This window comes from Acinetobacter sp. YH01010 (genome assembly GCF_013420775.1).
Classification (GTDB): domain Bacteria; phylum Pseudomonadota; class Gammaproteobacteria; order Pseudomonadales; family Moraxellaceae; genus Acinetobacter; species Acinetobacter amyesii.
In genome coordinates this window covers 52,094-64,384 of record NZ_VOYF01000005.1, presented here as the reverse complement: position 1 = coordinate 64,384, position 12,291 = coordinate 52,094, and the positions used below count along the sequence as shown (strand labels likewise).

Here is a 12,291-nt window from a genome sequence, read left to right as displayed (position 1 = left end):
GTTTAAATAGTTTAAAAGTCACTCTTAACAGTGACTTTTTTAATGAGTATCGAGATTATAAGAAATGAAAAAGAATAATTTTAACAAATGGGGAATAGCCATCATTTTGTGCGCAATCATTGGTGTAATTGGTACGGTGGCTTATTTTTATTTTAAACAGAAAACTCAAAAAATTGAGCAGAAGTCAACGCTCGAAAAGCCTGAAAAAGAAATAGGAACTGTATCAGAACCAGTTACTGAATCTGTTGAGATTGAACCTAATGTTGAAGCGGCGAGTGCAGAAGTTGTAATACGAGGACCAAATGAGGGGTGGTTACCGATCGAAGCACTATTTGATGAAAAAGGATTATTGAAGTCTGAGTATTACAGTCAAAATCCTCAAGATTCAGATGTTGATAAATTACCTTATAGCTCGAATAAAATTGGTGATTTTAAATGGCGAGCTGAATTTCATCCTGTTGATGATTTTAAAGGCGATCAGGCTAGATTCAAAGATCAATGTTTTGGATATTGTATTTTAGTGAAAGGTAAGTTGCTGACCAGTGTTGAATCGACTGTATTTACAGGAGCATTTATTGCGAAAGATCATTTGATCGAAGTGATTGCACATAAGGGGAGTGGTGCATATATGCCTGTCAACTATAACTTTATCAAAATCGACAAAGCTGGTAATGCAGAGTTAATCTCAGATGATCATAATTCTTACAAAGATCAATTGGCTCGTATCAATCATTCGGGACTCGAGATTGACTTAAAACCATTTAGAAAACTTCAATATTTTCTTCTAATGAATGAAAATGGTTTAAATGTGTCGATGCAAAAACCCAATAAGGTGGATGTCGAACCGACTCAGTGTAAAGAGTATTACGAAGGAACATTAGAGGCATGTCCAACTTTATATGGATGTAAAGCTGACATTGTGGTGCAAGATCTGGCACGTGCTTATGCTGGAGATGTTGCATTTAGTTATCATGATCCAAATATTGATGAAAAGAAATTTAATGAGGTTTGCTTTAAAATTTGTCGCAATGAAAATGTGAGTTATGAAGAGTTTGAAAACACATTGTGTAAAGTAAATTAAATAGTAAAAATGAATTGGGGAGAAGTAGAGAGATCAGATGTCTCTCTTTTGAATTGCTGTTCCATACGCAAAGACTTCGACCATGCCGCCTTGCATACCCAACTCAGTGGTGCTTAGACGCAGGCCCATAATTTGCGTTGCGCCCATCTTTTCAGCTTCTTGCTTTAAACGCACCACGGCTTCACGACGTGCCCTATCGATGATGCTTTCATAACTGGTCAAACGTCCGCCAAAGAAGTTCTGAATATTGGCAATCACATATTTAAAATAATCATGCGAAATTACCACATTACTTGAAATCAGTTGTCCAAAATGTTCAGTAGTTTTAAAGCGGTTGTTGTCTATTCGTATATGTGCCAAACGCTTTTCTTGAGCTTCGAGTTCTTTGAGATGCTTTTGTTCGATATGGCGACCGAAGCCCCAACCAATACAAAAGAGCACCACAAAGATCAGGACTTTAAAAATAAAGGCATCCATGACTTAGTCCTGAGTTGGAAATGGGTCTGGGAGTTTTGCTGAGTTGGCTTCTACGCGAACTGCTGTGCCGTACACAAATAATTCAGAAGCACCTTGAGCAATATTTGAGGTTGAAAAACGGATGCCGACGACCGCATTCGCGCCTAAGGCACGTGCTTTATCAATCATACGGCTCATGGCTTCTTGACGGGATTCTTCGAGTAGTTCTGTGTAACCTTTGAGCTCACCACCTACAATATTTTTTAGGCCAGCCATAAAGTCACGACCAACATGTTTACTGCGGACAGTACTGCCATAAACGACATCAAGTTGTTGTGTAATGGTATGACCCGGAACAGATTCTAGATTACTTAAAAGCATTTTTTAGTTATCAATATAAAAAGGTGAATTGAAGATAGGAAACTCTTCAGCAAAAAGCAATATGTTCATTTTTATTTTGAAGTTTCGATCTAAAAATGAAAAAGCCCACCGAAGTGAGCTTTTCAAATATTACTGGCTAGGCTAAATCAAATTATTGTTTTGACGCAGCTTTACGCTCAGCAGTAGACGGTTGGTATTGCACAGCATCAGAAGTGTTGGCTTTGATACCACCACCAAGTGTTTTATACAATTCAACTTGGTTGTTGAGATTTGCTTGTTCAAGCAACAACAAACCTTGCTCAGCTGCATAAGATGCACGCTGCGCATCCAGTACAGTTAGGTAGCTATCAATACCAGCACGGAAGCGAGCATTTGATAGTTTGTAGGTTGTATTGGTTGCATCAACTAAACGGCGCTGTGCTGCAATACGGTCACCAATGTTTTGACGAACTGCAAGCGCATCATTCACTTCACGGAAAGCAGACTGAACTGATTTTTCATAATCAGACAATGCAATTTTCTGATCAGTTTCAGAAACTTTAATATTGGCCTGACGTGTACCCCAGTCGAAGATTGGAATATCTAGGCTCGGGCCAGCAGACCATACAAAGTTGCCTGATTTAAATAGATCACCTAAGTCCGTTGAAGCATAACCCGCAGAACCTGTCAGGCTAATAGTAGGGAACAGACGTGCTTTAGCTGCACCAATGTTCGCACCAGCAGCAGAAAGTTTGTATTCAGCTGCGCGGACATCTGGACGATTGTTCAACAAGTCACTTGGAATACCTGAACCAATGGTATTGGTCGAAGTAATTCGATTGACACGTTGGTTCGGCAGCAAGTTCGCAGGCACTTGTTGACCCACTAATAGGTTCAATAAGTTTTGTGCTTGAGCAATTTGAGTCTTGTAGTTCGCAACATCATTACGTGCAGTTTCTACAGAAATTTGAGCCTGACGAACAGGAACTTCACTGTCGATACCGACATCAAAACGCTTTTTGTTGAGATTATAAGATTCAAGCTGAGCCTTTAAGGTTTGATCCGCAAGCTTCAAGTTTGAGTTGGCATACGCATAGTTTAACCATGCTTGAGCCACTTGACCCACGAGCGCAATTTGCGTTGCATCACGGGCACTTGCAGTTGCAAGGTAACTATCTAAGGCGTTGTCTTTTAAACTACGTACACGACCCCAAAAATCAAGTTCATAGGCAGTGACACCTAAACCGACATTGTAAGAAGTTACAGGCTTTTGCGTATTCAACGTGTCTTGACGAAGTACGCTACCACTTGCACCAATGGTTGGTAATTGACCATTGGCAGTGATTTGATACTGTTGTTGTGCACGTTCAATATTTAAAGCAGCCGTACGTAGGTCACGGTTATTGGCTAAAGCTAAGTCAAGAACTTGTACCAGACGTTGGTCAGCAAAGAAATCTTTATATCCTTGCTCAGCCACAGAAGTGCCAGAAGCACTTGCTGTGTAGCTTTCGGGGATATTGGTCTGAACAACCGGCTCTGGACCACGCATGCTTTGGCAGGCAGCCAAAGCAAGCGCAAGTGAAGAAACCGCAATGCTACGACCTGCAATAGACCATACATTTTGCATCACGATAAATGCTCCTGATTATTTTGTTGTTTTGGTTTGTACTTAAAGATACTTCGGATCCATACGTAGAACACAGGAATAAAGAAGATACCAAGTAGGGTAGAACTGATTACGCCACCCAATACACCATAACCTACAGAGTGCTGACTACCTGCACCTGCACCCGAAGAAAGGGCAAGCGGAAGTACACCAAAACCAAAGGCTAAAGTGGTCATGATAATTGGACGTAGACGCATTTTAGCGGCATGCAAAGTTGCGTCAAACAGATCTTCACCTTTTTCTTGAAGTTCTTTGGCGAATTCTACGATCAAGATCGCATTCTTCGCGGACAAACCAATGACGGCAATAATAGCCACCTGGAAGTAAATGTTATTCGCCAAGTTTGGATTTTTGAAGAACACCATTCCAAGGAAAGTCAGTAATAACGCACCCAATACACCTAATGGTACAACCAGTAATACTGAGAACGGAATAGACCAGCTTTCATACAAGGCAGCAAGACATAGGAAGACGATTAACAATGAAAGTGCGTATAGGAATGGTGCTTGTGCGCCAGACTCACGTTCTTCTAGAGATAAACCAGTCCATTCATAGTCAAAGCCTTGAACGCCCATCGAAGGAAGTTTTTGTACAATTTCTTCCATCGCTTTCATCGCGTCGCCCGAACTTACACCCACACCCGGTGAACCTTGAATGTTCACAGATGCGATACCGTTATAACGTTCAAGACGTGGTGAGCCATAAGTCCATTCGCCAGTAGCGAAGGTCGAGAATGGAACCATTGTGCCTTGGTTGTTACGAACATACCACTGGCTCAGGTCTTCAGGCATCATACGTGCCGCAGCTTCACCCTGTACATAGACTTTCTTCACACGACCACGGTCAACGAAGTCGTTGATGTAAGAACCACCCCATGCCATACCCATTGTGGTATTGATTTCAGAGATGCTGACACCCATAGCACCGGCTTGAGCTTGGTCAATCGTGATTTTGTACTGTGGCGTATCTTCTTGACCGTTAGGACGAACACCCATGAGGCGTTTATCTTGAGCAGCCATACCGAGCACCATATTACGGGCATCGATAAGTTGTTGATGGGTTTGACCTGCAGAAGCTTTTAACTGCAAGTTGAAGCCAGCAGTTACACCCAATTCTGGCATTGCTGGTAATTGGATTGGCATGATGTATGAAGCATCCTTCACGATCATGTTCAATGCCATACCACGTTGAATAATCGCACCTACTTGAGATTCAGGTGATGTACGGTCTTCCCAATCTTTTAACTTGACGAAAGCAAGACCTGCGTTTTGACCCACACCTGTGAACGAGAAGCCGGCAACACTGAATACAGACTCGACATATTTTTCTTCGTTTTTCAGGAAGTAATCGGTCATTGCAGTGACAGTTTTATCCGTACGCTCAAGTGAGGCATTCGGTGGTAACTGTACCAGTGTCATTACAACACCTTGGTCTTCTTCAGGTAAGAATGATGATGGTAACTTTTGGAATAAAAGCACTAATAAGCCGATTACAACTGCATAAATCACACCAGAGAAAATCTTGTGGTGTGTCATGAAGTTCACGCCGCCTTGGTATTTATGCGCAACTTTATCAAAAGAGCTGTTAAACCAACGGAAGAAACGGGCAAAGATATTGTTGCTTTCAGGTTTGTTTGGATCATGTTGTTTCAACATGGTCGCACATAGGGCAGGGGTAAAGGTCAATGCCACAATCAATGACAGAATCATTGCTGTTACCAGCGTGATTGAGAACTGACGATAAATTACACCTGTCGTACCACCGAAGAATGCCATCGGCACGAATACAGCGGTTAACACAGAGGTAATACCGATGAGGGCACCCGAGATCTGTTTCATTGAGATTTCAGTTGCAGTCACTGGGTCAAGATGATCTTCAACCATGACACGTTCAACGTTCTCTACGACAACAATTGCATCATCCACGAGGAGACCAATCGCCAGTACCATCGCGAACATGGTGAGAGTGTTGATAGAGAAACCAAACATGTTAATGACAGCAAAAGTACCCAATACCACTACAGGTACAGCCAATGTCGGAATAATCGTTGCGCGCCAGTTCTGTAAGAACAAGAACATCACAAAGAATACGAGAATCACGGCTTCTACAAGGGTATGTACAACACTTTCAATCGATAACTTAATGAATGGAGTCGTATCAAATGCAAGCGTGTCTTCTAAACCTTCAGGGTAGTTTGGACGTAGTTCTTTTAAACGTGCTTCAACAGCTTCGGCTGTGTCTAATGCGTTTGCACCAGTTGCTAGTTTGATCGCTACACCACCAGCAGGTTTGTTGTTGAACTTAGAGTCAAACTGATAGTTGTCTGCACCTAATTCAACACGTGCAACATCACCTAAACGTACTTGAGCACCATTGATACTATTACGCAGGAAAATATTTTTGAATTGATCAGGCGTTTGCAACAAACTTTGTGCTGTAACTGTCGCGTTCAGCACTTGACCTTCAGTTGCAGGCGCACCACCTAACTGACCAACAGCAACCTGAGCATTCTGTGTACGGATAGCCGCAGCCACATCACTCGGTGTAACTTGTAGGTTTGCCATTTTGGCTGGATCTAGCCAAATACGCATCGCATAAGAGCCACCAAATACTTGGACTTCACCTACACCTGCCACACGGCTGAGAGGTTCAGAAATATTCGAGTTTACATAGTCCTTAATGTCGTCCGCAGTCAACTTACCCGATGGTGAGTGGAATGCTACAACTTGTAGGAAGCTTGCGCCAGATTTGGTGACTTTTACACCTTGACGCTGTACATCTTCAGGTAATAACGCTGTCGCAGACTGGAGTTTGTTTTGGACTTGAACTTGGGCGATATCTGGATCGATCCCTTGTTCAAAGTTCAATGTAATAGATGCCTGACCGTTACCCGCACTGTTTGACGAAATATAACGTAAGCCATCCAAACCATTCATTTGTTGTTCAATGATTTGGGTTACGGTGTTTTCAACTGTTTCTGCAGACGCACCTGGGTAAGTCGCAGAGATTGAAACCGTTGGCGGCGCAATGGTCGGATACTGTGCAATTGGCATATTAGATAGCGTGAGTACACCCGCTAGCATAATTACCAATGCAATCACCCACGCAAAAATGGGGCGATGAATAAAGAATTGAGCCATTCAGTCTACTCCTTATGCGTTTGAAGTAGCTTTTTGTTCAGTTTTAGGCGCTGCTTGTTCTGTTGCTTTACCTTGTTCTTTTGCTGCAGCAGGTTGTTGAGCACCTTGAGGTGCAGCAGCCTGAGGTTGATACGGTTTGGCTACAACTTGTTGCTCTGGCTTAACTTTCGCAATACCGTCAACAATCACTTTATCGCCAGTATTCAAGCCTTGAGTCACGATCCAATTCGAACCTTGTGTACCGACTGTTGTTACAGGACGAGATTCAACAGCACCTTTTGCATTCACAATCATTGCAATCGCTTGACCTGTAGGGGTACGCGTAATGGCAGCTTGTGGAATCAGGTAAGCATTTGGAATCACACCTTGAACGATGCGAGCATTGGCAAACATACCCGGAAGCAATAAATGATTCGGGTTAGAAAAAACAGCACGAAGGGTAACCGTACCTGTATCTGGGTTTACACTCGCATCAGAAAATGCAAGACGACCTTCAATTGGATATTCGCTACCATCTTCAAGACGTAATTTGACTTTGGTGTTATTACTGCTGTCTAAGTTGCCTTTGCTTAACTGTTGGCGTAGACGAAGAAGTTCAGCACTTGATTGGTTAATGTCAACGTACATTGGATCAAGACGTTGAATTGTGACTAATGGATCAGCTTGAGATGCAGTAACTAATGCACCAGCAGTCACAGTTGAACGGTTTGTTTGACCCGAAATTGGCGCACGTACAGTTGAGTAACCTAAGTTAATTTCTGCATTTTTAAGTTCTGCCTGAGATGCAGCAACATCTGCTTCAGCCAGTTTAACTTGAGCAACAATATCGTCGTATTCTTGTTTAGAAATCGCATTTGAGCCAACAAGCTGACGGTAACGACCTTCTTTAACACGTAACACGTTTAGGTTTGCTTGTTGACGTGTTAAAGCAGCACGAGCACTGTCAGCTGAAGCACGGTTTGTACGCGAGTCGATCTCGTACAAGGCTTGTCCTTCGCGAACATAACTGCCTTCTGCAAATAGACGTTTCAGTACTACACCACTGGTTTGTGGACGTACTTCTGAAATTTCATAGGCAGATGTACGGCCGGAAAGTTCAACAGATTGTTCAACGCTTTGCGGTTGGGCAACAATGACACCGACTTCAGTTGGTGGCATTTGCTGTGCAGCAGCAGCTTGCTGTGCATCTTTAGGATCTTTGCTACAACCAACAAGTGCAATACTTGTTGCCAATGCGCAAGCAGTCAGGGCGGGAGCCCAAAGCTTTGCAGACATCATTGTTCCACCTCAATTAGATATTTATCTAAATTATTCATTTGTTTACGCTTTACTGATTTTGATGTAACTCAAATAAAGTAGCGCGATCCAAATAAAACTTATGCTCCAACCGGATAAGACATCTGTCGGAAAATGAACCCCAACATATACTCGCGAAACACCCATACACAGCATCCATAACAATGCCAAAATGGTGATCAAGCGATGTTGAGCATGTTGTCGGTAAATCAAGATCATAAGACACGCAAGCGATGCAGCATAACAACTGTGTGCGCTTGGGAATGAACTCCCGTAAGACGCTACAAGATAGTACATTTCTGGGGGACGCGGTCTGGTGAACGTAAATTTAAGCAACCATGCAAGGCCGATACTTCCAAAGATCCCTATACTGATAAAAACAATCTCTGTATATTTTTTATACCACGCAAAGTGTAAACACCATAGCGTGGTGAAAAATAATACAAAAGGCATGCCGCCTAGCGCGGAAAGTCCGATGGCAATTTGATTAAAGACAGCAATACGGTGCTGACTCATCCATTCCACGATATTTAAATCTAATAGATTTAAATAGGTAGGATAAAGCGACAACACACTGATAATTAATGCAAAAAAACCAACAAACAGTAGCGTTCGTGGCATATTTTATTCCTTGTCATTTTAACCGGTTTGAGCTCGGTTAATTAATGGACTAAAGTGTACTCATCAGTACACTTTATTTCAAGTCTGTGTAAATCATACTGATTTTATTTTTTGTGTTCATTTACATCTTACTAAAATAAAACACAAATCTGCTAATGATTGTTCTTACTGGCTTGTGTGCCATCTTCTACTTCAAGTGGGGTTTTCGGTGGCCAGAAAAAATCACTTGGTCGCGTTAGAAAATGAGTCATCACCAGTTTAGCCAGTGGTTTCCATTGTTCAAATCTTACGCGACGTGCCCGTAGTGCCACAATAATGGTTAACGTGAAACTGACGAATAAGTTAGTCAGACCGATCAGAATAACCCCTAAGAATGACACAATGATTAAGCCAATGTCTGGTGAACCATTAATATTGATGAGGCCTTGAATGAAGTTGGCCGAGGCGAAGGCGATATGGCGAATATCTAAAGGTAAACCAAAAATAAATCCAATCGTACCCATACTGCCCAGCATGATCCCGAATAAGAAGTTACCTGCCAAAGCACCTAAGTTTCGCTCAATGTAAGCGGCAAGCTTATCCAGTCTCTCTTGACCCATGATGCGTTTTAACTTTGGATGTGCTTGAATCCGTGGTCCAACTTTGCGATAGATCGCCATGTTGTCAAAGTACCCAGCAAGCAAACCTGATAAAAACAAACATACTCCAGCTATCGCAGCATGTGGCACAGCCAGTGAGGTAAATGGATTGAGGTCGTGTAAGGTTTTAGCTGCTTTTGCATGATTCATTAATGGCTCATGTAAAGCCATGTCCCAACTTAATGCGATCAATGCTGCAACAGGAATCGCAATACTGATGTTGCCTAAGATTGCAATAAACTGGGTTCGAATGATGTTAATAATTAGCGCGGCAAGTTCGGCAATCTGCGCCATTTTCGAGCCTTTACGATGCTGAACCGTCGAGGCAAGGGCGGCAGCTGTCATCGCAGGCTGTTTAGTGGCAACAGTAAAATGTAAGACATGAATCAGCATAAAGCCGAAAGAGTAGTTCAGACTATATGAAATGGCTTGCATGAGCGGTGCCATGCTGACACGGGCCATCAGCACTTTTAAAGTTGCCATACATGCAATGATCACACCGGCACCTGCCGCAGATCGGTACATGCTCATAAAGCCTTGTTTGTCCGTACTTACATAGTGTTCGCCAGTTTTACTTGCGTTTTCGGTGACTTGTAGGGCAACCAATTCACTATTGGTGGCGAGCAAATCGCGCACACTGCGCTCGCTATAAATCGCTGACGTCACATCACTGAGTAAACTACCCATAGATACATAGCGGACATCATCTTCTTCAACAATCAGGTTGAGTAAGATTTCTAAGCGATCTAAACACTGTTCTAAAAGCGACAATAAGTAAGTCAGGCTGACACTTACACCAATTCGTTTGGTCGCACGCCGAATTTTCAGCACCACATCACGACATTGTTCCAGCATTACCAACGCTTGAGAAGCATCTGGCGGTAGCACAGCACTCATTTCTTCAGCACTTTGATGCAGCTTTTTATACTGCTGAATAAAATCGTTTATTTCGCGGTTTTGCACCAAAAAAGGTGATTCATATTCGGTCAGTTCAGGTTGTGCATTAATAAATTCAGGATATAAGCCAATACCACTTACCCGATAGGACAAAACGGTAATGGCTTTAATTAACTCACGGCGAATTTTCTTTTTTTCTTCCTGATTGCTATGACCTTGATTAAATAGTCGAAAGAGCTGCATCCATTGCTGATCATCAATACTGTCCAGCCAATATTTGTCGCTATGACGATAAAAAACTCGACGGACTAAATCTTGTAATTGAGTTTCGTCATTGATCAGAGGAAGAAAATGTGCGCCAAGCCGTTGGAACAGTTGTCCCCAGAAACCATCGAGAGACAAAATACCCGTGTCCGCATATAAACTGGTTTGTTTATATCGGCTAATGAGCTTTAGGACAAAACTTTGCAGGGTAGAGGCTGCATCTGGCGTGATGAGTAAAGCTTGGATGAAAGCCTGAAATTTTTTCTTAATTTCGTCGGTATTTTTTGTATCTTCTGGTCGAATTCGGTTGATCAATTCGATCAGCAGGTTTTCATCCAGCACAGCCCGAGGGGTATCGAGCTGTTGCTGCATGGTCAAAAAGATATCATTGAGTTTTATATGCATAGGCAAGGGGAATTACGATGAATATTGTTAATTATTGAATTCGGTGTAATGCCAAGTTTGCGAGGTTGATTAAAGCTTGACGATATTCAGTATCTGGTAGCGCTGCTAAAGCGGCTAGTGCTGCCTCAGTTTCTTCAGTCGCTCGTTGGCTACAATAATCAAGTGCCCCAGAGCTTTGTACAATCTGAATAACATGCTCTAAATCTGCCGTACCGCCTGTGGCAATACTGCGGCGAATAATGTCATGTTCTTCGCCAGTGGTATTCTTTAAGGCAGAGATTAAAGGTAAAGTTGGTTTACCTTCCATCAAATCATCGCCAATATTTTTACCTAATGTTTCAGCATCTGAGGTGTAATCTAAAATATCGTCAATAATTTGAAAGGCATTTCCAAAGTGTCCGGCAAATTTTCTAAGCGGTTCACGGTACTCTGGTGTACCCGTCAAAATCGCGGCACCTTCGGTGGCCAACTCAAATAAACGTGATGTTTTACCGTGAATAATATCTAAATAAGTTTGTTCAGTAGTTTCGGGTTGGTGCTGTGATTGAAGTTGTAAAACTTCACCTTCAGCAATTTCACAGGTACCCGTTGAAAAGTCTTTGAGTAATACCTTGCTGTCTAGATCCACCAATAAATCAAAAGCTCGTGAAATTAGAAAATCCCCCACTAGTACGGCAGTTTGATTATTCCATGTCGCATTTGCGGTTGGGCGACCACGGCGTAATCCCGATTCATCAACTACGTCGTCATGAACCAAGGTTGCGGTATGTAGCATTTCTATAATTGCTGCAAGTTTACGGTGTTTTTCTAAATCTTCTGCGCCACATGCCTTTGCTGCAAGTAAACACATAATTGGACGCATGCGTTTACCGCCTGCTTCAACCACATGTTTACTGACTGCCATGACCAAGGCAACTTTAGACGTGATCCCTTCATTAATAAATTTGTCCATCGCAGCAAAGTCAGTGGCAACAGGCGCGAGAATATCTTGCTTAAAGTCGATGGTCATATGAAGAGAAACCTCAATAATTTTTGAATTACAGACGTAGTGTAGCAATTTGTTATATGAATAACAGATAAGAACTTACTCAATTGACTTAATCTTAAGTGATTTTTTTCATCAAGCGGAAGTATTGTACTTATTTTTTAACAGACTTTTATCTTTAGCATGTTGTTTGAACAGCATGATGTTGATGTAAGTCCAGTGTATATTAGCGAATTGTTGCTAAAAATCTATGTCAAACCTTGCCAAAAGCATGATAAGTGAAATAGAGCACTCATTTTAATGGTTTTAATGACACTGTTTATATAATAAACGCATACTCATCTAATATTTTACGGAAATGACTTGTTGTTTTTCGGGTTATCCCTTAAAATCTTTGCCTTTGCGAAACCCCAGTGACGATCGTTTTAAGATCGGTATATCCCTTTACCGGCACGACAACACGGGCATGTTTGGAGTACTTA

The 12,291-nt window shown here is 42.1% G+C and carries 9 protein-coding genes; 1 reads left to right on the top strand and 8 read right to left on the bottom strand.

What is annotated here, in order from left to right; translation table 11 throughout:
• Positions 1 to 64 precede the first annotated feature (64 nt).
• Positions 65 to 1,081 (top strand): hypothetical protein, encoded by a 1,017-nt coding sequence (locus FTT77_RS06075; RefSeq protein WP_180007566.1) that lies wholly within the window; start codon positions 65 to 67, stop codon positions 1,079 to 1,081.
• Between the two features lie 33 nt (positions 1,082 to 1,114).
• On the opposite strand, the gene FTT77_RS06070 is transcribed toward FTT77_RS06075, so the two are convergent.
• The 8 genes from FTT77_RS06070 to sdsA all read right to left on the bottom strand — a co-directional run bounded on the left by FTT77_RS06070 (position 1,115) and on the right by sdsA (position 11,833).
• On the bottom strand, positions 1,115 to 1,558 hold the full coding sequence (locus FTT77_RS06070; RefSeq protein WP_180109069.1) for a YbjQ family protein: 444 nt from the start codon (positions 1,556 to 1,558) through the stop codon (positions 1,115 to 1,117).
• 3 nt (positions 1,559 to 1,561) lie between these two features.
• Positions 1,562 to 1,918: a YbjQ family protein gene (locus tag FTT77_RS06065; protein ID WP_078192212.1), complete on the bottom strand. Its 357-nt coding sequence runs from the start codon at positions 1,916 to 1,918 to the stop codon at positions 1,562 to 1,564.
• Between the two features lie 151 nt (positions 1,919 to 2,069).
• Entirely contained in the window at positions 2,070 to 3,524 is a 1,455-nt protein-coding gene (gene adeK, locus FTT77_RS06060) for a multidrug efflux RND transporter AdeIJK outer membrane channel subunit AdeK (protein WP_078191396.1), read from the bottom strand.
• Positions 3,524 to 6,703: an efflux RND transporter permease subunit gene (locus tag FTT77_RS06055; protein WP_180007567.1), complete on the bottom strand. Its 3,180-nt coding sequence runs from the start codon at positions 6,701 to 6,703 to the stop codon at positions 3,524 to 3,526. The genes adeK and FTT77_RS06055 overlap by 1 nt, the downstream gene beginning before the upstream one ends.
• 12 nt (positions 6,704 to 6,715) lie before the next feature.
• On the bottom strand, positions 6,716 to 7,981 hold the full coding sequence (locus tag FTT77_RS06050; protein ID WP_180109068.1) for an efflux RND transporter periplasmic adaptor subunit: 1,266 nt from the start codon (positions 7,979 to 7,981) through the stop codon (positions 6,716 to 6,718).
• Positions 7,982 to 8,023: 42 nt separating this feature from the next.
• The gene (locus FTT77_RS06045; protein ID WP_180039532.1) at positions 8,024 to 8,620 is read right to left on the bottom strand and encodes a phosphatase PAP2 family protein; all 597 of its coding nucleotides are present in this window, start codon (positions 8,618 to 8,620) and stop codon (positions 8,024 to 8,026) included.
• 152 nt (positions 8,621 to 8,772) lie between these two features.
• Positions 8,773 to 10,824: a site-specific recombinase gene (locus FTT77_RS06040; protein ID WP_180025860.1), complete on the bottom strand. Its 2,052-nt coding sequence runs from the start codon at positions 10,822 to 10,824 to the stop codon at positions 8,773 to 8,775.
• A gap of 31 nt (positions 10,825 to 10,855) precedes the next feature.
• Positions 10,856 to 11,833, bottom strand: a complete 978-nt coding sequence (sdsA, locus tag FTT77_RS06035) for an All-trans-nonaprenyl-diphosphate synthase (protein WP_180025809.1) — start codon at positions 11,831 to 11,833, stop codon at positions 10,856 to 10,858.
• Positions 11,834 to 12,291: the final 458 nt, after the last annotated feature.

Excerpts from the sequence above, each read along its gene's own strand:
- FTT77_RS06075 (WP_180007566.1), top strand. The coding sequence starts at position 65 with ATGAAAAAGAATAATTTTAACAAATGGGGAATAGCCATCATTTTGTGC.
- FTT77_RS06070 (WP_180109069.1), bottom strand. The coding sequence starts at position 1,558 with ATGGATGCCTTTATTTTTAAAGTCCTGATCTTTGTGGTGCTCTTTTGT.
- FTT77_RS06065 (WP_078192212.1), bottom strand. The coding sequence starts at position 1,918 with ATGCTTTTAAGTAATCTAGAATCTGTTCCGGGTCATACCATTACACAA.
- adeK (WP_078191396.1), bottom strand. The coding sequence starts at position 3,524 with ATGCAAAATGTATGGTCTATTGCAGGTCGTAGCATTGCGGTTTCTTCA.
- FTT77_RS06055 (WP_180007567.1), bottom strand. The coding sequence starts at position 6,703 with ATGGCTCAATTCTTTATTCATCGCCCCATTTTTGCGTGGGTGATTGCA.
- FTT77_RS06050 (WP_180109068.1), bottom strand. The coding sequence starts at position 7,981 with ATGATGTCTGCAAAGCTTTGGGCTCCCGCCCTGACTGCTTGCGCATTG.
- FTT77_RS06045 (WP_180039532.1), bottom strand. The coding sequence starts at position 8,620 with ATGCCACGAACGCTACTGTTTGTTGGTTTTTTTGCATTAATTATCAGT.
- FTT77_RS06040 (WP_180025860.1), bottom strand. The coding sequence starts at position 10,824 with ATGCATATAAAACTCAATGATATCTTTTTGACCATGCAGCAACAGCTC.
- sdsA (WP_180025809.1), bottom strand. The coding sequence starts at position 11,833 with ATGACCATCGACTTTAAGCAAGATATTCTCGCGCCTGTTGCCACTGAC.